We start from the raw sequence: 19,841 nt of genomic DNA on the forward strand, positions 1-19,841 counted from the left end.
GCGCGTACGGCCCCGCCCTCCGGCCGACCGGCCGGGGCGGGGCCCTTCACGTGTCAGGCGCGCCTGGGCGGGGGCGTGTCAGGCGCGGGTGGGCTGGGGCGCCGGGCGGCGGGACCGGGCGCACGCCGGGTGGCGCAGGCAGTCCTCGAAGAACGCCAGCGCCCGCCGGTGGTACGACGCCGCCGCCCACCCGAGGCTGATCCGGTGCCCCGCCGCGGGCTGCCGGGCCACCTTGACCCGCGGCGACGCCGTGAAGTGGGCGGTCAGCTCCGCCAGCGCCTCCGCGTCGTGCCGCCACTGCGCCTCGTGCTCGGCGAAGGTCAGCCGCACCGGCACCGCCGTGCGGGCCGCGACGGCCGGGAAGTCGCGCGGCCAGCGCGCCGCCTGCGCGGCCTCCGCCGCCGGGGCCTCGCACACCGGGTCCGCCCCCGCGGCGAACGTGCCGGGCGGGTACAGGCTGGGCGGCCCCCACGGCGACGGGGCCGCGCCCCGGTCGGGGGCGCGGCGGTGCCCGCACCCCGACAGGTCCACGCCCACCAGCCGGCCGTCCAGGCCGCCGCGCGCGGCGGCGACCAGGGCGACCTGCCCGCCGAAGGCGTGGCCGAGCAGCAGGACGCCGGGGCCGACCGGGTGCCGGGCGGCGAAGTCGGCGAAGGCCGCCCGGACCAGGTCGGCCTGCTCGTCCCGGTCGGCGCCGTCCGGCAGGTGCGGCGCGGACGCCCCGTAGCCGGGTCGGTCGACGGCTAGCACGGTGAAGCCGAGCCGCGCCCCGAGCGCCAGGAGGGAGACGCTCGGGTGGGCGCGGCCGTCGAAGTAGCCCGCGGTGGTCCCCCCGCCGTGCAGTGCGAGCACCGTCCCCCGCGGCTCCCCGGCCGGCTCGGCGAGCAGGCCGGAGAGCGCGAGGCCGCCGGCGTCCAGCGAGACGCGGGACGGGGGAGAGGGGGGCATGGGTCCTCCTGTTCTCGAGGGGATCGGGATCACGGGGCGCGGACGGCCGCACGGCCGCACGGCCGCACGGCGGTACGGCCGCACGGCGGGACGGCGGGACGGCGGGACGGCGGTACGGCGGGACGGCGGGACGGCCGTCGGCGGGGTCCGTGTGCGGCCGGCCGGGCCCGAGGGGGCCGGCCGGCCGGGGGGTCAGAGGCGGACCGCGCCCGTCGTGAGGCAGGCCAGCAGGGTGCGGGCCTGCACGTTCACGTAGTGGCCGTGCGCGGTGAGGGAGTTGAGCTGGTCGACGCTCACCCACCGGTAGGAGGGCGGCGGTTCGAGGGGCGCCGCCTCCTCGTCGGCCGCCACGAACAGGTACCGGATGCGGGCCTGGAGGAAGCGGCCGCCCTCCTCCGAGTGCTCCGCCGCGTAGTGGGCGGCGCCCCGCCGGTCGGCGTCGAGCACGGCGTCGAGGAAGGGAGGCCGCTCGTCGGCGCGCACCGGGTCCCAGTTGCCCGGCGTGCACTGGACGGTGGGGGCCAGCTCGATGGTGTCGAGGTATCCGGCCTCCACCTTGGCGTGCGCCAGCAGGTGCGGTACGCCCCCGAAGCGCCGGTACAGGAACGCCGCGACGCCCGTGCCGCACGGTTCGAGCAGCGGCTGGTCCCAGCCGGTGACCTCCCGGTTGCCCGCCTCGACGGTGACGCCGGTGACGCGGAAGTACCGCCCGTCGGGGCGCCCGATGCCGTCCGCGCCGCGCCGCCAGCCCTCGACGCCGTCGAGCGGCACGAGCCGCACGTCCACGTCGTGGCGGGCGCGCTCGGCGGTGAACCATGACAGCAGCTCGGTGTCGGTGTGCAGGGCCTCGGGTCCGGGCGCGGCCATCGGCAGGCAGGCCAGCACGGTCCTGGCGTCCATGTTGACGACGTGGTCGAGGCGCAGCAGCTCGCCGATCTGGCCGAGCGTGAGCCAGCGGAAGTCCTCGTCGGCCGGTACCTCGGCGGTGGTCTCCACCAGCATGTTCCGGTTCGACTTGCGGTAGAACCACGAGCCGTGCTCCGACTGGAGGGAGTCGGCGAGGACCCTGCCGCCGCGCGCCGGGGCGGCGAAGTGCTCCAGGTACCGCACCCGCGCGCCCTGGTGGACGCGCTGGTAGTTGCTGCGGGTGGCCTGCACGGTCGGGGAGAGCTGGAGCAGGTTCGGGTTGCCGGGCTCCATCTTGGCCTGCATCAGGAAGTGCAGGACGCCGTCGAACTCCTTGGCCAGGATGCCGAGGATGCCGACCTCGGGCTGGTGGATGACGGGCTGCTGCCAGCGGGTGAACGGCCCCTCGTCGACGGTCGCGGCGAGTCCGCGCACGGAGAAGAACCGGCCGCTGTGGTGGACGAGGTCGCCGCCGTCCGGGGTGAAGGACCAGCCGTCGAGCCGGTCGAGCGGGGTGCGGCGGACTGCGAACCGGTGGGCGCGGGCCCGCTCGGCGAGCCAGCCGGGGACCTCGTCGGTACGCAGGTGGTGGCCCTGCCCGGTGGCGGCGGCCGACCGGGCGAGCCGGGCGGGCAGGTCGTGCGCGGCGCGCGGGCGCAGCGCGGCGGGGGCGCCGGGCGGCGGGGCGGCGGCGGTCACGCGGTGCCCCCCGCGGTCCGCTCCTCCCCGGACGGGCCGGGGGCCGCCTCCGCCACCGGGGCCCGTGCGGGCTCGGGGGCCCGGTTCCGTACGGGCTCGGCGGGCGGGTTCCGCAAGGGCTCGGCGGCCGTGGCGCCTGCCGCCTCCGCAGCCCGGTCGCGCTCCGCTTCGGCGGCCAGGTGGTCGACGGTGCGGCGCAGCGCCTCGGCGAGCGGGGTGCGCGGCGCCCAGCCGGTGGCGGTGCGGAAGGCGGAGGCGTCGATGGTGACGTCGGCGAAGTCCCCGGCCTCGGCGTGGGCGGGCGGCTCGACGGAGACGACGGGCACGGGCGGCCGGCCGGTGCGGTCGGAGACGAGCACGGCGACCTGCTGGAAGACCGGGCCGAGCGGGCGCCCCTCCCCGGTGCCGAGCAGCCAGTGCCGGCCGGCGAGCGTCTCGGCGTGGTCGACGCCCGCGACGACGGCGCGGGCGAGGTCCTCGACGTACAGCAGGTCGCGCCGCACGGAGCCGTCGTGCCACATGGTGATGGGCTCGCCGGCGAGGGCGCGGCGGGTCATGGCGGAGACGACGCCCCGGTCGCGGGCGGTGGAGCCGGGACCGTAGCCGAAGACGGTGGGCAGCCGCAGGGAGGTGGCGAGGCACACACCGCGGGCGTGGGCGTCCAGGAGGACCCGTTCGGCGGCGAGCTTCTGCCGGTCGTACGGGCCGGCCGGGCGGTCCTCCTCGGTGCCGTCCAGGACCTCCTTGCCGGTGGGGCCGACCTGGGAGGCGGCGCCGGTGAAGACGACCCTGGGCAGGGGGCCTCCGGGGGCGCGGGCGGCGAGGGCGTCGACGAGGTCGCGGGCGAGGCCGACGTTGACGCGCTCGGCGGCCGAGTCGCCGTCCTCGACGCGCCAGGTGGCGGTGGCCGCGCTGTAGAGGGTGGCGAGGACGACGGTGTCGGCGCCCTCGACGGCGGCGGCCATCGCGCCGGGCTCGGTCAGGTCGGCGGTGTGCACCTCGACGTCGGCGGCGGCGCCGGGCGGTACGGCCGCGGGGCGCCGGGACACGGCGCGCAGGCGCACCTCGCGGGTGGCGAGCAGGCGCAGCACGGCGGAGCCGACGAAGCCGGTCGCGCCGAGCACGGCGATCAGGGGCGGGTTCACTGCCACAGCTCGGCCTCCACCTTCCGGCAGGTGTCGTACGAGGGCAGCAGGCCCTGCGCGAGCGCCTCGGCGAGGGTCGGGGCCGCGGTGTCCCGCTCGGACTGGGCGAGGTCGTACCCGTCGGGCAGGGGCAGGCCCAGCTCGGGGTCGAGGGGCGAGACGGCCAGTTCGTTCTCGGGGACGTAGCCGTGCGACATCACGTAGACGACCATCGAGTCGTCCTCCAGGGAGAGGAAGGCATGGCCGACGCCGACCGGGATGTACAGCGCCCGGCAGTCGTCGCCGCCCAGTTCGGCGGCCTCCCACCGGCCGAAGGTGGGCGAGCCGACGCGCAGGTCGACCAGGTAGTCGTGGACCCGGCCGTAGGGGCAGTAGACGTACTTGGCCCGGCCGGGCGGGGTGGTCGTGTAGTGGATGCCGCGCAGCACGCCGCGCGCGGAGAGGTTGTGGCTGATGTCGCGGACGGGGAAGAGCGAGGTGCCGCGGGCGCCGGTGAAGGGGGCGTCCTGGTACGGGGAGGTGAACAGGCCGCGGTCGTCGCGGTAGACGGGCGGGGTGAAGGCGAGGGCGCCCTCGATGCCCAGTTTCCTTGCCTGCACGGTGGTGGGCCTTTCCGGTGGGGTGGCGTGCGCGGGGGTGCGCGGGTCCGCCGTCACGGGGCGGCGGTCACGGACGGGCGGTCACGGACGGGCGGTCACAGCGCGGTGACGACCTCGCGCAGGGCGGTGATGACGCGGTCCTGCACGGCCTCGGGCAGCGAGGGGTACATGGGCAGGGAGAAGATCTCGCCGGCCAGCTTCTCGGTGACGGGCAGGGACCCGGCGGCGTAGCCGAGGTGGGCGAAGCCGGTCATGGTGTGGCAGGGCCACGGGTAGCTGATGTTCAGGGCGATGTCGTGGGCCTTGAGCGCCTCGATGATCCGGTCGCGCTCGGGGTGGCGGACGACGTAGACGTAGTAGACGTGGGTGTTGCCGGGGTTGGTGGTGGGCAGGCGGAGCCCGCCGGGGCCGGTGAGGTCGGCGAGGCCCTCCTCGTAGCGGCGGGCGACGGCGTTGCGGCCGGCGACGTAGGCGTCGAGGCGGGTGAGCTTGCGGCGCAGGATCTCCGCCTGGACCTCGTCCAGGCGGGAGTTGTGGCCGGGGGTGCGGACGACGTAGTAGACCTGGTCCATGCCGTAGTAGCGGAGCTGGCGCATGGCGCGGTCGGTGTCCTCGTCGGCGGTGAGGACGGCGCCGCCGTCGCCGTAGGCGCCCAGGACCTTGGTGGGGTAGAAGGAGAACGCGGCGGCGTCGCCCATCGTGCCGGCCGGGCGGCCGTGGTGGCGGGCGCCGTGGGCCTGGGCGCAGTCCTCCAGGAGCTTCAGGCCGTGCCGTTCGGCGATCGCCCTGAGGGGTTCCATGTCGGCGCACTGGCCGTAGAGGTGGACCGGGAGGAGCACCTTGGTGCGGTCGGTGATGGCGGCCTCGACCTGGTCGGTGTCGATGAGGAAGTCCTCCTCCCGGACGTCGACGAAGACGGGGGTGGCCCCGGTGGAGACGATCGCGACGACGGTGGGGGCGGCGGTGTTGGAGACGGTGACCACCTCGTCGCCGGGGCCGACGCCGAGGGCCTCCAGGGCGAGCTTGAGGGCGTTGGTGCCGTTGTCGACGCCGGTGCAGCGACGGCCGGTGCCGTGGTAGGCGGCGAACTCCTCCTCGAAGCCCTTGACGCTGTCGCCGAGGACGAGGCGGCCGGAGGCGAAGACCTTCCCGACCGCGTCGAGGATGTCGTCCTTCTCCTTCTCGTACTCGGGCAGGTAGTCCCATACGTAGGTGGTCATGGCGCTCTCCTCCGGTGTGGGGCGTGGCGGTCGTGCGTCGTGCGGGGGCGGGCCGGTGGTCCGGTGGTCCTGAGGGGGTCCGGTGGTCCGGTGGTCCTGAGGGGGTCCGGTGGTCCGGTGGTCCTGAGGGGGTCCGGTGGTCCGGTGGTCCTGAGGGGGTCCGGCGGTCCGGGGGTCCTGAGGGGGTCCGGGGTGGTGGTCAGGGGCCCGGAGGCGTGTCCGCGTCCGCCTTCCACCAGCCGGGGTGGTCGCGGTACCAGGCGACGGTGGCGGCGAGGCCCTCGTCGAGGGTGTGGCGGGGCGCGTAGCCCAGCTCCTCGCGGATCTTGCCGTCGTCGACGGCGTAGCGCAGGTCGTGGCCCTTGCGGTCGGGGACGTGGCGGATCATCGACGGGTCGGCGCCGCAGAGCGCGAGGATGCGCTCGGTCAGCTCGCGGTTGGTCAGTTCGTCCCCGCCTCCGACGTTGTAGACCTCGCCGGCCCGGCCGCGGGTGAGGACCAGGTGCAGGGCCCGGCAGTGGTCGTCCACGTGGAGCCATTCGCGGCGGTTGCGGCCGTCCCCGTACAGGGGCACGGGCTCGCCCCGCAGCAGGTGGGTGACGAAGCGCGGGATGACCTTCTCGGGGTGCTGGCGGGGCCCGTAGTTGTTGGAGCAGCGGGTGACGGAGACGTCCAGGCCGTGGGTGCGCCAGTGGGCGCGGGCGACGAGGTCGGAGCCCGCCTTGGAGGCGGCGTACGGGGAGTTGGGCAGCAGCGGGGACTCCTCCGTCCAGCGGCCGCTCTCCAGGGAGCCGTACACCTCGTCGGTGGAGACGTGGACGACCCGCCCGACGCGGGCGCGCACGGCCGCCTCCAGGAGCGTCTGGGTGCCCAGGACGTTGGTGCGGACGAAGTCGGCGCCGCCCTCGATGGAGCGGTCCACGTGGGACTCGGCGGCGAAGTGGACGACGGCGTCGTGACCCGGCAGCACCCCGGCGAGCAGGCGCGGGTCGCAGACGTCGCCGTGGACGAAGGAGAGGCGGTCGTGGGCGGCCGGGAGGTTGTCCCGGTTGCCCGCGTAGGTGAGCTTGTCGAGGACGGTGACGGTGTGGGCCGCGCCCGGCTCGTAGACGTCGTCGAGCAGGGCCCGTACGTAGTGGGAGCCGATGAACCCGGCGCCTCCGGTCACCAGGACCCTCATGCGCGCTCCTCCGTCCTCGTGGCGCCGCCGTCGTGGCGGGCGTCGCTGGTGATGTCCATCAGGTACCGGCCGTACGGCGAGCGGGAGAGGGCCGCGCCGAGCCGGTGGCAGGTGTCGCGGTCGATGTACCCCATCCGCCAGGCGATCTCCTCGACGCAGCCGATGCGCACGCCCTGCCGGTGGGAGAGCATCTGCACGTACTGCCCGGCCTCGGTGAGGGCGTCGTGGGTGCCGGTGTCGAGCCAGACGAAGCCGCGCCCGAGCTGGACGAAGCCGGCCTTGCCGCGCTCCAGGTAGATCCGGTTGACGTCGGTGATCTCCAGCTCGCCGCGCGCGGAGGGGCGCAGGGAGCGGGCGATCTCCACCACGTCGTTGTCGTAGAGGTACAGCCCGGTGATGGCCAGGTTGGAGCGGGGCCTCGCCGGCTTCTCCTCCAGCCGGACGAGCCGCCCCTCGGCGTCGATCTCCCCCACGCCGTACCGCTCGGGGTCGGCGACGGGGTAGCCGAACAGGACGCAGCCGTCGACGTCCCGGGCGCTGGTGCGCAGGATCTCGCCGAAGCCGGGGCCGTGGAACAGGTTGTCGCCGAGGATGAGGGCGACCTGGTCGTCCCCGATGTGCTCGGCGCACAGCACGAACGCGTCGGCGAGGCCGCGCGGCTTGTCCTGCTCGGTGTACGTGAGGGTGAGGCCGAGTGCGGAGCCGTCTCCCAGCAGCCGCTGGAAGCCGGGCACGTCGCCGGGGGCGGCGATGATCTGGATCTCGGTGATGCCGGCCAGCATCAGCACGGAGAGCGGGTAGTAGATCATCGGCTTGTCGTAGACGGGCAGCAGCTGCTTGGAGACGCCCAGGGTGATGGGGTGCAGCCGGGAGCCGCTGCCTCCGGCCAGGATGATGCCTTTCATCCCGTGCCCTCCCTTCCGGAGTCGTGGTCGTCACGACGCCCGCGCGGGCGTCGCGGGCCCGCGCGGGCGTCGTGTGCGCAGGGGCGTCATGTGGGTGCGGGCGCCATGCGCGTACGGGCGTGAGGGCCCGGTGGGCGTGAGGGCCGGTGGTGCGTCATGGCCCCGGGGGCGGGGGCGTGACGGGGCCGCGTGGGTCACGGCCCGGGTGCGTCACGGGTCCGCCGTCGTCACGGGTCCGCGGTCGTGGTGGGGGCCGGGGTGGGGGCGGGCGCCGGGGCGGCGCCCGTCCGCGACAGGAAGCGGTGTCCGCGCAGCTCCTCCTCCGCCGTCTGCTCGACCCGGTTCATGGCGAAGCGCAGCACCGGCGGGGCCATGAGGGACGTCAGGACGGCGACGAGGACGACGATCGAGTACATCTCCACCGTGAGCAGGCCGAGCCGTACGCCGATCAGGGCGATGATCACCTCGATGACGCCGCGCGCGTTGATCCCCGCGCCGAGGGCGAGCGACTCCCAGCGGTTCATCCGGGTGGTGAGCCCGCCGAGGAAGGCGCCGAGGAACTTGCCGGCGACGGCGACGGCGAAGACGGCCAGCCCCCACAGGGCGATCTCCGGGTCGGCGAGGGAGGTGAGGTCCATCCGCAGTCCCGCGGTCGCGAAGAACAGCGGGGCGAGCACGGCCATGACGGTCGTGTTCAGCGGGGCGAGGGACGCCGTGTCGAACTCCCGGGTGCCGCCGATGAGGATGCCGCAGAAGAACGCGCCGAGCGCCGCCTCCAGTCCGAGGGCGTGGGTGCCGGCGGCGGAGAGCGTCATCAGGACGACGGCGGTGACGACGGGCAGCCCCGGCACGCCGGCCCGGCCGGCGGCCCGCATCGAGGCGCCGACCAGCCACCGGCCCGCGGTCGCGGTCGCGAGGAGCAGCAGGCCGACCTCGCCGAGGGTGGTGAGGACCTCCCCGGTGTAGAGGCCGGTGGTGGCCATGGCGGCGACCAGCGACAGCAGCACCCAGCCGACGGCGTCGTCGATGGTGACGGCCACCAGGATCATCTGGCCGACGTCCCGGTGGATGAGCTTCATGTCGATGAGGGTGCGGGCGATCACGGGGATGGCGCTGACGCACATGACGACGCCGATGAACAGGGCGAAGACCGTGTGGTCCGCGCCCGGGGCCCGCAGCGCGGCCGGCATCAGGAGGCCGAGCCCGGCGCCGAGGACGAGGGGGACGAGGAGGCCCGCCGCGCCGACCCCGGCGGCGCGGGCGCCCTGTCTGCGGACGAGCTTGAGGTCGAGGTGGATACCGCTGAAGCCGACGAGGAGGATCACCCCGAACTGGCCCACGGCGTCGAGCAGGTGCATCTGCTCGGTGCTCTGCGGGAACAGCCAGTTCCCGACGCCGGGGGCGAGGTGCAGGAGCAGCGAGGGGCCGAGGAGCACCCCGGCCGTCAGCTCCCCGACGACGGCGGGCATGCCGAGGCGCTCGGCGAGCCGTCCGAGGAGCAGGGCGCACAGCAGCAGGACGCCGAGCTGGAGGAGCAGGACCATCAGGGCGTGGCTGGGGAGGGGCTGGACCACCGAGGCGGCCACGGACATGGGCGGGACTCCCTTCCGTACGACATCTCCGTACGACGTCGCCGTACGGCGTCTCCGTACGACATCGCGGGCGCGCGGCCCGGGCGGCACCGGGCGCGGCCCGGGCGGCCGGGCCGCGCTCGGGCGTCAGGCCGCTGCGACGGTCCTCGCGGCCGGGTCCGCGCCGGTACGGAGGTCGGAGCCCGCGCCGGTACGGACCTCGGAGCCCGCGCCCGCGCCGGCACGGGCGTCCGTACGGGTGCCGGCGGAGGCGTCCGTACGGGCCTCGCCGTCGCCGGTCCCGTCGGTGAACGCCTCGAAGTGGCTCGGCCGGCCGTCCTGGTGGACCTCCCGGCCCAGCTTCTCGGCCTCGCGGCGGTGCATCAGCTCCCAGGTGCCGTCCGCGCGGTGCAGCAGCACGGAGTGCCAGGGGGTGGTCCACGCGTCGGCGGCGCCGAGGAGGCGGATGCCGAACTTCACGGAGCCCCGGTTCTGCGGGTGGATGGAGAGCCGGACGTTGCGCGGGTAGCTCTCGGCGATGAGCTCGCTCCAGGCGCGGCTGCGCAGGATGACCTCGTACGCCCGGCGGCGGCAGTCGCGCTGCAGGGCGGACCGGGAGCCCTCCCAGCCGGCCGTGTCCTCCACGAGGAACCGGGTGATGCCCCGGTACATGCGCAGGCTGGCCTCGTCCTCGCGGACCTCGGCGCGCAGCTCCTCCAGGGTGGGGCCGAGGGTGACGGCGGCCTTCTGCCGCTTCTCGTCGTACGACAGGTCGGGGCCGTAGCAGTCCCGCAGGTCGAAGCAGTCGAGGTGGTCGGCGAGGCCCTCGGCGTGGATCATGTCGAGCAGCGCGTCGTTGTAGGCGTCGATGTGCTCGTCCGGGACCCGGATCACGTCGCCGAAGATGTGGCCGTCGGAGCAGATCAGGACGCGGGCGCCGGGGGCGTAGACCTTGCCGATCTCGGCGCACAGCGAGTCGAGGAAGCGCAGGGCGAGCCGCTCGCCGTGGTCGGGCAGGTGGCCGAAGACCTTGTCGGTGTTGGGCGACTTGCAGGGGAAGCCGGGCAGGCTGAAGATGACCTGCTCGTTCTTGCCGACGAAGTCGGCTATCTGGCGCAGCTGCTCGGGGAAGTCGTCGGGCTTGTCGAGATGGGTGTCGGGCTCCACCGTGCGGCGGTGCGGGATGAGGAGCCGCACGATCTCCTGGCTGACGCGCTCGACGTCGGGCGTCAGGACGGTGGCGGTGGCGGACTCGGACATGGGTAATCGGCTCGCTTCCGTGTGTCGTGGTGCCGTCGGCGGTGTGACGTGGTGGGGCGGCCCGGCGGCGGTCGCCGGGCCCGGTTCGTACGGCATGGCGGGGGCGCGGGTCAGTGCGCCACGGGGCAGCCGCCGGAGCGCGGCGCGGCGTCCCGCGGGCCGTAGGCGACGGGCAGTTCGTTGACCCCGCGCGCCAGGACGGCGCCGACCCAGGCCAGGTCCTCGTCCGGGACGGCGAGGCGGATCTGCGGCAGCCGGGTGAGCAGCGCGCGCAGGGCGATGCGCAGCTCGACGCGGGCGAGGGCGGCGCCGGGGCAGAAGTGGATGCCGTGGCCGAACGCCATGTGCGGGTTGGGGGTGCGGTCGAGGTCGAGCGTGTCGGCGTCGGGGAACCGCTCCGGGTCGCGGTTGGCGGCGCACAGCGACACGATGACCGAGTCCCCGGCGGGGACGGTGGTGCCGAAGAGGTCGGAGTCCTCGGCGAAGAACCGCCAGGTGGTCAGCTCGAAGGCGCTGTCGTAGCGGAGCAGTTCCTCGACGGCGCGGCCGAGCAGGGCCTCGCCGGCGTCGTCCGGCTCGCCGGCGACGGCCTCCTGGAGGCGCCGGAGCTGGGCCGGGTGGCGCAGGAGGGCGATGAGGGCGGTGGTGATCTGGTTGGTGACCGGCTCCTGCCCGGCGACGAGGAGCTGGAAGACGATGGAGTCCTGCTCCTCCTTGGTGATCTCCCCCGCCTCGCAGGCGCGTACGAGCTTGGTGAGCAGGTCGTCGCCGGGGTGGGCGCGCTTGTGCTCGACGACCTCGGTGATGTACTCCTGCAGGCCGCGCAGCCGCCCCTCGTAGACCGGCCGCAGCGGGTCGCTGGGGCCGACGGGCTGGACGACCTTGCCCCAGTCCCGGTCGAAGCGGGCGGCGATCTCCTCGGGCAGGCCGATGACCTCGGCGAGGACGCGGAAGGGGAAGTGCGCGGCGAAGGCGGAGACGACGTCCACGACCCCGCCGCTCCGGTCGGCCTCGCCGGTGGCGGTGCCGAGGGCGGCGTCGAGGAGTTCGGTGGCGATCTCCTCGAAGCGGGCGCGCCCCCGCTCGACGTTGCGGGGCGTGAAGGCCTCGGTGACGAGCTTGCGCATGACGGTGTGCTTCGGCGGGTCCTGGTGCAGCAGGTGCACCTGGAGCTGGGAGTGCTGCGGCTCCGGCATGATCGCCGCGCGCTCGCGCCAGGCGCTGTTGCCCAGGTCGTGGTTCTTGCCGAGGCGGTCGTCGGTGAGGGCGCTCTGGGCCGCCTCGTACCCGGTGACCAGCCACGCGTTGACGCCGCTGGGGAAGTTGACCCGGTGGACGGGGCCCTCCTCGCGGAGCTTGCGGTACAGCGGGTACGGGTCGGACTTGTACTCCTTGCCGTGCAGGGGCAGCGGTTCGGGACGCGGCATGGCGTGGTGCTTCCTTCCTGGTGGGTGGTACTGCCCCGGTGGGCGGGGGCGGAGGTTCGCGGGGCGCCGCGCGCACGGCGGCGGCGGACGCGGGCGCACGGGGCCCGCACCCGGACGCGCGGGGGCGCCGGGCGGCGGTGCCGTCGGGGCGTGGCGGCGCGGGGCGGGGCTCGGGCGCGGGTGCGGCCGGGGAGGGGCGGGTCGGGTGGCGGAAGGCGGCGGCGGTGGGCGCGGGCCGGCCTTCGCGGGGGTGGATCTCCGTGGTGTCCCGGCTCAGCCGCGAGAGGCGCGGGGCCGGTGGTACGTACGGTGACGCGTCGTCAGCGCAGACACGTCACCAACAGTGAGCGAGTATTCTTGGCCACAGGTCAACATGTCAAGGCGGATCTGTTTCTTGGTCAACTCGAACGGTGCTGACCGGAATTGATCAAACAACTGGCCAAATTGACTGGCGCGGCCTCGGGGTTCATCCCATAGAGTTCATTTCCATGATGGCCTCACGGGGGAGCGCTGTCCGGTTCAGCATTCTGGGCACGTTGATGGTTTCGGTCGGAGGGCGCGAGCTCCACCTGGGCGGACCCCGCGTCCGCGCGGTCCTCGCCGCACTCCTGCTGGAGGCCAATCGGCTGGTCCCGATTTCCCATCTGGTGGAGGCGGTGTGGGAACGCGTACCGCCCGCCACGGCGGAACACCAGATACGTAAGATCGTTGCGAATCTGCGTTCACGCATTCCTCACGCGCAGGAAATGATCGTCACCGACGGACCGGGCTACCGGATCATCGTCGACGAGGAACAACTCGACCTCATCCGCTTCGACAGGGCCCTCGACGAGGCCCGCCGCAGCGCCACCGTCGACGGCGAGGCCGCCGCCCTGGAGAGCGCCCTCGGCCTGTACCGGGGCCGGGTCCTCCCCGACAGCCGCAGCCCCGCCCTCACCTCCGCCGCCGCGGCCCTGGAGGACCGCTACCTGGGCGCCCGCGAACGGCTCCTGGAGCTGCGCCTGGAGCAGGGCCGCGCCCACGACGCCGTCGGCGAGCTGATGCCCCTGGTCGCCGAGCACCCGCTGCGCGAGTCGCTGAGCGCCCTGCTGATGGTCGCCCTGTACCGGACGGGCCGGCAGGCCGACGCGCTCCGCGTCTACCACGACCTGCGCAACCTCCTGGCCGAGCAGCTCGGCATCGACCCCAGCAGCGCCGTCAACTACCGCTACCAGCAGATCCTGCGCAACGAGCCGGCCCTCGACACCCCGCCCGGCGCCCGCCGCGACCACCCGGCCGCCCCGCAGGCCCCGGCGCCGCCGCCCCGCTCCCTCCCGCACGACCTGCCCGACTTCACCGGCCGCGACGCCGAACTGGAGCGGCTGCTCGCCCACGTCCCGCCGGCCCCGGCGCCCCCCGGTCCGGGCGCGGCGGGTGCGGGCCCCGCGGCCGCGCTGCCCGCCGGTCCCGCCGCCGCCGGACCGGGCGCCGCGCCCCGCGCCCGCTCGCGCACCACCCCGGCGGCCCCGCGCGCCGCCCGCGGCGCCGCACCCGACCGCCCGGACACCCCGCCCCCCGCCGGCGCCGCCCCGGTCTCCGGCACCCCCGCGCCCCCCGCTGCCGGTCCCGGGGCCGGCACGGGAGCGGGCACGGGCGCGGGCACGGGACTTGGCGCGGGCGCGGGACTTGGCGCGGGCGCGGGACTTGGCGCGGGCGCGGGAACAGGCGCGGGCGCCGCCCGCCGGGCCGTGCGCATCCTCACCGTCGACGGCATGGCCGGCAGCGGCAAGACCGCCCTCGCCGTGCACGCCGCGCACCGGGTCGCCGACCGCTACCCCGACGGCCAGGTCTTCCTCGACCTGCACGGCTTCAGCCCGCACCGCGAACCCGTCGAGCCGCACGACGCCCTGGGCACGCTGCTGCGCGCCCTCGGGGTCCCGGCCGACGCCCTCCCCGAGGACCCGGCCGACCGGCAGGGCTTATGGCGCGGCATGACCGCCGACCGGCGCCTGCTGCTCCTCTTCGACAACGTTCTCTCCTCGGACCAGGTACGCCCGCTGATCCCCGCCGGACCGGGCTGCCTGGTCCTCGTCACGAGCCGCCCCCGCCTCGCCGGGCTGGACGGGGCCGTGCCGCTCCCCCTGCCGCTGCCCTCCCCCGCCGACGGGCTCGACCTGCTGGGCCGGTTCATCGGCCACCGGCGGGTCGCCGCCGAGCAGGAGGCCGCCGCCGAGCTCGTCGCCCTGTGCGGCCGGCTCCCGCTGGCCCTGCGGATCGCCGGCTCCCGGCTCGCCAACCGGCCCCACTGGAGCCTCGCCTACCTCGCCGGGCGCCTGCGCCACGAGGCGCCCCGCCTCGACGAGCTGACGGTCGAGCAGCGCGGCGTCCGCACCGCGCTGCACCTCTCGTACGCGGCCGTGCCGCCCCGCCACCAGGAGCTGTTCCGGCTGCTCGGCGCCCACCCCGGCACGGACTTCGACGCGGCGGGCGTCGCCGCCCTGGCCGGGCTCGCCCCGCACACCGCCGAGGCGCTGCTGGAGGACCTGCTCGACGCGCGGCTCCTCCTCCCGCGCTCCCCCGGCCGCTACACCTTCCACAGCCTGGTGCGCGCCCTGGCCCGCGAGGCCGCCGCCCGGCAGGCGGACGCCACCCGCGAGGCCCGCCACCGGCTCCTCGACCACTACCTGGGGGTGGCCGAGGAGGCCGCCGGCCTGCTGCGGCCCCGCCGCGAACGCCCCGGCCGGCCCGGCACCCGGCAGGTCCCGCCCGGCACCCGCCCCGGCCCGCCGGGCACCGTTCCGGACCCGGCCGCCCCACGGCCGCGGGACGCCGCCGACGCGCTCGGCTGGTTCGACGCCGAGCGGGACAACCTGCTCGCCGCCCTCGCCCACGCCGAGGAGGCCGGGCACGACCGCCACGCCGCCGCGCTGCCGCTGGCCCTCGCCCCGTACCTGCACGCGCGCGGCCACATCGAGGACGAGCTGGGGGTGCTCCGCAAGGCGGCCGCCGCCGCCCGCCGCCTCGGCGACCCCGCCCTGGAGGCCGCCGCCCTCACCGGCATGGCCGCCCCCTACGGCCACCTCGGCCGGGTCCGCGAGGGCCTGGAGTGCGCGCGGGAGGCGCTGGCCCTCACCGAGCGGGCCGGGGACCGGGTCGGGGCGGCGTTCTGCCTGGGCCGGATCGGCATGTTCCACAACGCGCTGGGCCGGTACGAGAGCGCCATCGACGCCCTCCACCGGGCCCTGGTCGTCCTCAGCCGCGCCGACGCGCACGACGAGGAGAGCGCCGTCCTCGCCGCCCTCGGCGAGGCGCAGGCCGCCCTCGGCCGGCACGCGGAGGCGCTCCAGACGAGCCGGCTCGTCGTCCTGCACGGCCGCCGGCACGGCGACGCGTACGGGGAGCTGACCGGCCTGCTCGGCGAGGCGTCCGCCTACGCGGGCGCGGGGCAGCTCGACATGGCCCTCGACCGGCTCGCCGAGGCGTCCGGGCTGGCCCGGCGTACGACGACCCCGGACGGCCACGCGCCCATCCTCGTCCAGTACGCCGACGTCTACCGCCGCCAGGGCCGCCACCGCGAGGCCCTCCAGGCCGGCCACACCGCGCTCCAGCTCCTGCGCCGGGTCCGCCGCCCCGCCCTGACGGCCGCCGTCCACAACGTGATCGGCACCGTCCACCGCGACCGCGGCGACTACGAGCGCGGCGAGGGCCACCACCAGGAGGCCCGCCGCCTCGCCCAGCGGGCCGGGCTGCGCCGCGAACTGGCCCTCGCCCTCGACGGCATCGCCCACGCCCGCGCCCACGGCGAGGACCCGCACGAGGCCAAGGAGCACGAGCCCAGGACCGACACGGCCCCCGCCCCCGCCCCCGCTCCGACGGGCTGCCCGGCCCGCTGACCGCCCCTCACGGTCCGCACCGCGCGCCGCCGGTCACGCGTGACGCCGACCGGCCCGCTCCGGCGGGCACCCGGCGCGGACGTCACGTCGAGCGCGGCGGGCGCCGGCCCCGGACCGAGCCCCGTGCACGACCCTCCGGAGCCGCCGCACCGCCGCGTCCGGCACCGCCGCGCCCGCCAGGCCCACCGGCACCCGAGCGGGACCGGCCGACGCCCCGGGCTCCGAACAGGCCCACCCGCTCGGGCGGGGCGCCCCGCGCCCCGCCACCGAGGCCGGGGCCGGGCACCCCCCGGCACGGGCGGCGGCGGGACCGGCCGGGTCACCGCAGCGGTGCCAGCACCTCCCCCGTCCCGGCGTCCCGGACGGTGATCGCCTCCATGGGGCAGGTCTCGGCAGCGTCGAGCACCGCCTCGTCCGGGTCGATCACCTCGTCCACCGGGCGCGCCCGGCCCCCGTCCAGCCGCATCCGGCCGTGCGCGGTGCCGAGGCACAGGCCGGTGCCCGCGCAGCCGAGGCGGTCCACCTCGATCCGCCACGCACCGGTGGCCCCCTCCCCGGCCGCCTCCCGCACCCGGCCGTCCGCCGGGTCGTGCGCCCGGCCGTCCGGGTCGTGCGCCCGTCCGCGCGTCGTCTCCTGCTCCTGGGACATGTCTGGCGTCTTCCTCTCGGGTCACGGGGCGACCGGCGGCGGCACCGGCGCGGGCCCGCTCCGGGCGGCCCGCGCGCACGGCCGGCGCTCGGCCGCCGGCGCGGGGGCGTAGCGGGGCAGGATGCCCCGGCGCTCCGCCTCGGCCAGCGTCACCGCCGCCCGGTCGCGCTCCGACATGATCAGATCCGGGTCGTCGGGTATCGGCAGGCCCAGATCCGGGTCGTGCACCGACACCGCCTCGACGTCCTCCTCCGCGCGGGGCGCGGAGAGCAGGTCCGTGATGACGGTGTCCTCCAGGGCCACGTACGCGTGGCCCGTCCCGGCGGGCAGGTACACCCCGCTCGGGTGGTCGGCGTCCAGCACGAGGGACTCCCACGCGCCGAAGGTCGGTGAGCCGACGCGGACGTCGACCACCACGTACAGGGCGCGCCCCCGCGAGCAGTGCGCGTACGAGGCGGCGCCCGGCGGGGTGCGGGTGAAGTGCACCCCGCGCACGGTGCCCCGCAGCGACCGGCTGTGGTCCGCCTGCCGCACGGGGAACAGCGGGCCCCCGGTCACGGCGCGGAAGTCCTCCTCCCGGTAGGGGGAGGCGACGTGGCCGCGCGCGTCGCGCAGCGTCCGGGGGACGAACAGGTAGGCCCCCGCGGTCCGCAGTTCACGCACCTCCACGAACGTCCCGCCCTCCCCCTGCCGCGGCACCCCTCACCGCCGCCCCCGCGGCGGCGCCCCGCTCGCGAGGCGCCCCCGGCCCCGGCGGTCGCCCGCCCCACCGGGCCGCTCCCCCGCCAGACACCGCCCCGCCAAGCGCCGCACCGCCAAGCCACCCCATCGGACACCGCCCCGCCAGGCCACCGCCCCACCGGGCGGTCCCCCACCGGTGGGGCGCCCCACCGGGCGGCGCCGCCGCGCGCCGCCCGTGTCAGCGCGCCGCCAGCTCCTCCAGCCGGCCGACGACCGTGTGCGCGGCCGGCATGGCGGCGATCTCCGCGCGGACCTCCGCCGCGGCCCGCCGTACGGACGGGTCCGCGGCGACCGACTCCAGCAGCTCCGGACCGATGTCGCCCGGCTCCACGACGACGCCCAGCCCCCGGTCGGCGACGGCCTTGGCGACGACCGGCCGGCCGAGCCCCTTGAAGCCCGGCATGACCTGCGGCAGCCCGTGGTACATGGCGCCCAGCGCCGTACCGGGACCGGCGTGGTGGACCACCGCGGAGCAGGTCGCCAGCAGCGCCCCGTACGGCACCCAGTCGAAGGCGCGGACGTTGCCGGGGAGCGTGCCGAACGGCTCCAGGTCGACGCGCGGCAGCACGACCACGAACTCGGCGTCCGCCTTCGGCGCGGAGTCGATGATCCGCTCCAGGATGACGGCGGCCTCGCCGGGCACGGGCCCGCTGCCGAGGGTCACCGCGACGCGCGGCTTCTCCGGCCGGGTGGTGAGGAGTTCGTAGAGCGGCTTCGGCAGGGGGCCGCCGCCGTTGTACGGGACGTACCCCATCGGCCACATGCCCTCACCGGTCGGCAGGACGCTCGGCGGGGTGATGTCGATGGTGGCCCGCGTCCGCGGCAGGGACACGCCGTGCGCGTCGAACAGGTCCCGGTGCAGCTCGCCCATCATCTCGGCGGACGGGTTCACGAAGCCGAAGCCGTGCTGCACCGCGGGCACGCCCAGCTTGGCGGCGGCGACCATGCCGGGGGTGAACAGCGGGGAGTGCACGACCACGTCGGGCCGCCACTCCTCCGCCGTGCGGATCACGGCCTCGACCATGTCGGGCTGGAGCCGCAGCGCCGCGGCGACGGCCCCGCCGACGACCTCCAGGTACGGCACGCCGGACGCCTCCTGGAGGAGCTTCGCGGCGATCTCCGGGTGCCTTCGCGCCAGTTCGCCGACCATCCGGTCCAGGGAGAGGCCGGGCGCCACGTCGACGACGCGGGCGCCCGCCTCGCCGAGGGCCAGGCCGGGCCCGCTGGACGCCACGAGCACTTCGTGGCCGGCCGACTGCAGGGCCCAGGAGAGCGGCACCATCGGATAGGTGTGGCCGGTGCCCGGGGTGATCGTCATCAGTACGCGCATGGGTGGCGTTTCTCCATTCCATTCGGAAGGTGGCGGCGGTACGCGGAAACGTGCTGGACGGAACGGCGGCTTCGCGGGAGACGGGTGCGGCGGGGGTTCCCGGCCGAGGCCCCCCGTGCGGCGGGCGGGCCCCGGCCGGGGCCCCCGCGGCTCAGCGCAGCATCGGGTCGGGGCGCTCGGGGCGCAGCCCGATGGCCATGGTCCGCGCCGGTCCGCCCTGGAGCGGCGGGACGCGCTTGAGCGCCCGCAGCACCACGGGCGTGGTCGACTTCCCCTCGCCCCGCACCCACGGCTCCAGGAACCTGGTCTGCAGGAAGCGCTGGACGCGCTGGGTGGCGGCGGTCGGGGGCATCCGCCGCTTCTGCACCCGCGCCAGGTGCTCGTCGGCGAGGGTGCCGTCGCGCAGCGGGCGGGCGAGGACGTTGGCGGCGGCGACGGCGTCCTGGACGGCCAGGTTGATGCCGACGCCCATGATGGGCGACATGGTGTGGGCGGCGTCGCCGAGGCAGAGCAGGCCGGGCCGCCACCACCGGTCGAGCCGGTCGATCTGCACGTCGAGCACCTTGACGTCGTCCCAGCTGCGCAGGTCGCCCTCCAGGCGGCCGGCGAGGAAGGGGGTGAGCGCGGCGAGCTGCTCCCGGAAGCGGTCGAGGCCCCGGGCGCGCAGCTCCTCGTAGCCGCCCTTGCGGACGGCGATGGCGGCCTGCCAGTGGCCGACGCGCTCGATGCGGACGAAGAGCTGCCCGTCGGAGAGGCGCCCGACCATGCCGCCCGGGTCGCCGTCCTCCTTGGTCAGCCGGAACCACAGGACGTCCATCTTCGAACCGAAGACGCGGGGCCGCATGCCCGCGCTCGCGCGGACCGCCGAACGGCGCCCGTCGGTGCCGACCGTCAGGTCCGCGCGCAGCTCCTGCTCCTCGCCGTCGGCGTCCTTGTAGCGCAGTCCGGTGACCCGGCGGCCGGCGGTGGTGACCCCGAGGACCTCGGCGTTCTTCACGAACCTGAAGTTCGGGAAGCGCCGGGCCTCCTCCAGCAGGAAGTTGAGGAAGTCCCACTGCGGCAGGAAGGTGATGTACGGGAACCTGCCCGGCAGCCGGGTGAAGTCCGCCAGCGTGAACGGCCCGTCGTCGGTGACGACCTGGAGGCGCTCGATGCGCTGGTGGGCCAGCTTCCGGAAGGCCGCGCCCAGGTTCAGCTCGTCCATCAGCTGGTGGGTGGAGGCGTGCACGGTGTCGCCCCGGAAGTCGCGCAGGAAGTCGTCGTGCTTCTCCAGCACGACGGTGTCGACGCCCGCCCTGGCCAGGAGCATGCCGAGCATCAGCCCCGCGGGGCCGCCGCCGGCGATGGCGCACGTGGTCCGACTGGTTGCCATGTTCTCCCTCGTTCGTT

Annotated in this window: 15 protein-coding genes; 1 reads left to right on the forward strand and 14 read right to left on the reverse strand. The window is 75.9% G+C overall.

Going from position 1 to position 19,841, the window contains the following annotated elements; all coding sequences use genetic code 11:
• Positions 1-78 precede the first annotated feature (78 nt).
• From CP974_RS12500 to CP974_RS12545, 10 genes are all read right to left on the reverse strand, one after another.
• A complete protein-coding gene (locus CP974_RS12500; protein ID WP_051839064.1) occupies positions 79-948 on the reverse strand; it encodes an alpha/beta hydrolase in 870 nt (289 codons plus the stop codon).
• Positions 949-1,140: 192 nt separating this feature from the next.
• Entirely contained in the window at positions 1,141-2,553 is a 1,413-nt protein-coding gene (locus CP974_RS12505; protein WP_037936894.1) for an NDP-hexose 2,3-dehydratase family protein, read from the reverse strand.
• On the reverse strand, positions 2,550-3,704 hold the full coding sequence (locus CP974_RS12510) for an NAD-dependent epimerase/dehydratase family protein (protein ID WP_078915390.1): 1,155 nt from the start codon (positions 3,702-3,704) through the stop codon (positions 2,550-2,552). The genes CP974_RS12505 and CP974_RS12510 overlap by 4 nt, the downstream gene beginning before the upstream one ends.
• Positions 3,695-4,297 carry a dTDP-4-dehydrorhamnose 3,5-epimerase family protein gene (locus CP974_RS12515; RefSeq protein WP_031129356.1) on the reverse strand — a complete coding sequence of 201 codons (603 nt, stop codon included), beginning with the start codon at positions 4,295-4,297 and terminating at the stop codon, positions 3,695-3,697. Before CP974_RS12515 ends, CP974_RS12510 begins: the two co-directional genes overlap by 10 nt.
• A 95-nt stretch (positions 4,298-4,392) precedes the next feature.
• Positions 4,393-5,517 (reverse strand): DegT/DnrJ/EryC1/StrS family aminotransferase, encoded by a 1,125-nt coding sequence (locus CP974_RS12520; protein ID WP_031129355.1) that lies wholly within the window; start codon positions 5,515-5,517, stop codon positions 4,393-4,395.
• A 199-nt stretch (positions 5,518-5,716) separates the two neighbouring features.
• Positions 5,717-6,697, reverse strand: coding sequence for a dTDP-glucose 4,6-dehydratase (gene rfbB, locus CP974_RS12525; protein WP_031129354.1), 981 nt, complete (start codon positions 6,695-6,697; stop codon positions 5,717-5,719).
• Positions 6,694-7,602, reverse strand: a complete 909-nt coding sequence (gene rfbA / locus CP974_RS12530; RefSeq protein ID WP_031129353.1) for a glucose-1-phosphate thymidylyltransferase RfbA — start codon at positions 7,600-7,602, stop codon at positions 6,694-6,696. Before rfbA ends, rfbB begins: the two co-directional genes overlap by 4 nt.
• Positions 7,603-7,829: 227 nt before the next feature.
• Positions 7,830-9,194, reverse strand: a complete 1,365-nt coding sequence (locus CP974_RS12535) for a cation:proton antiporter (protein ID WP_051839062.1) — start codon at positions 9,192-9,194, stop codon at positions 7,830-7,832.
• A gap of 126 nt (positions 9,195-9,320) precedes the next feature.
• On the reverse strand, positions 9,321-10,433 hold the full coding sequence (locus tag CP974_RS12540; RefSeq protein ID WP_078915389.1) for an L-tyrosine/L-tryptophan isonitrile synthase family protein: 1,113 nt from the start codon (positions 10,431-10,433) through the stop codon (positions 9,321-9,323).
• 110 nt (positions 10,434-10,543) lie between these two features.
• Positions 10,544-11,860: a cytochrome P450 family protein gene (locus tag CP974_RS12545; protein WP_037936892.1), complete on the reverse strand. Its 1,317-nt coding sequence runs from the start codon at positions 11,858-11,860 to the stop codon at positions 10,544-10,546.
• Between the two features lie 746 nt (positions 11,861-12,606).
• On the opposite strand from CP974_RS12545, the gene CP974_RS12550 reads away from it, so the two are divergent.
• On the forward strand, positions 12,607-15,732 hold the full coding sequence (locus tag CP974_RS12550; RefSeq protein ID WP_224354476.1) for an AfsR/SARP family transcriptional regulator: 3,126 nt from the start codon (positions 12,607-12,609) through the stop codon (positions 15,730-15,732).
• Positions 15,733-16,051: 319 nt separating this feature from the next.
• On the opposite strand, the gene CP974_RS12555 is transcribed toward CP974_RS12550, so the two are convergent.
• The 4 genes from CP974_RS12555 to CP974_RS12570 form a co-directional block, all read right to left on the reverse strand.
• Positions 16,052-16,381 carry a ferredoxin gene (locus tag CP974_RS12555; protein ID WP_078915827.1) on the reverse strand — a complete coding sequence of 110 codons (330 nt, stop codon included), beginning with the start codon at positions 16,379-16,381 and terminating at the stop codon, positions 16,052-16,054.
• Between the two features lie 21 nt (positions 16,382-16,402).
• Complete coding sequence (locus CP974_RS12560; protein ID WP_223844562.1) at positions 16,403-17,044, reverse strand: dTDP-4-dehydrorhamnose 3,5-epimerase family protein; 642 nt, start codon at positions 17,042-17,044, stop codon at positions 16,403-16,405.
• A 256-nt stretch (positions 17,045-17,300) separates the two neighbouring features.
• Positions 17,301-18,452 (reverse strand): nucleotide disphospho-sugar-binding domain-containing protein, encoded by a 1,152-nt coding sequence (locus tag CP974_RS12565; RefSeq protein WP_031135193.1) that lies wholly within the window; start codon positions 18,450-18,452, stop codon positions 17,301-17,303.
• Positions 18,453-18,603: 151 nt separating this feature from the next.
• The gene (locus CP974_RS12570; protein ID WP_031135195.1) at positions 18,604-19,824 is read right to left on the reverse strand and encodes an FAD-dependent oxidoreductase; all 1,221 of its coding nucleotides are present in this window, start codon (positions 19,822-19,824) and stop codon (positions 18,604-18,606) included.
• Positions 19,825-19,841: the final 17 nt, after the last annotated feature.

Origin of the sequence: Streptomyces fradiae ATCC 10745 = DSM 40063 (assembly GCF_008704425.1) — a bacterium.
GTDB lineage: Bacteria > Actinomycetota > Actinomycetes > Streptomycetales > Streptomycetaceae > Streptomyces > Streptomyces fradiae.

Excerpts from the sequence above, each read along its gene's own strand:
- CP974_RS12500 (WP_051839064.1), bottom strand. The coding sequence starts at position 948 with ATGCCCCCCTCTCCCCCGTCCCGCGTCTCGCTGGACGCCGGCGGCCTC.
- CP974_RS12520 (WP_031129355.1), bottom strand. The coding sequence starts at position 5,517 with ATGACCACCTACGTATGGGACTACCTGCCCGAGTACGAGAAGGAGAAG.
- rfbB (WP_031129354.1), bottom strand. The coding sequence starts at position 6,697 with ATGAGGGTCCTGGTGACCGGAGGCGCCGGGTTCATCGGCTCCCACTAC.
- rfbA (WP_031129353.1), bottom strand. The coding sequence starts at position 7,602 with ATGAAAGGCATCATCCTGGCCGGAGGCAGCGGCTCCCGGCTGCACCCC.
- CP974_RS12535 (WP_051839062.1), bottom strand. The coding sequence starts at position 9,194 with ATGTCCGTGGCCGCCTCGGTGGTCCAGCCCCTCCCCAGCCACGCCCTG.
- CP974_RS12540 (WP_078915389.1), bottom strand. The coding sequence starts at position 10,433 with ATGTCCGAGTCCGCCACCGCCACCGTCCTGACGCCCGACGTCGAGCGC.
- CP974_RS12545 (WP_037936892.1), bottom strand. The coding sequence starts at position 11,860 with ATGCCGCGTCCCGAACCGCTGCCCCTGCACGGCAAGGAGTACAAGTCC.
- CP974_RS12550 (WP_224354476.1), top strand. The coding sequence starts at position 12,607 with ATGATCGTCACCGACGGACCGGGCTACCGGATCATCGTCGACGAGGAA.
- CP974_RS12555 (WP_078915827.1), bottom strand. The coding sequence starts at position 16,381 with ATGTCCCAGGAGCAGGAGACGACGCGCGGACGGGCGCACGACCCGGAC.
- CP974_RS12565 (WP_031135193.1), bottom strand. The coding sequence starts at position 18,452 with ATGCGCGTACTGATGACGATCACCCCGGGCACCGGCCACACCTATCCG.
- CP974_RS12570 (WP_031135195.1), bottom strand. The coding sequence starts at position 19,824 with ATGGCAACCAGTCGGACCACGTGCGCCATCGCCGGCGGCGGCCCCGCG.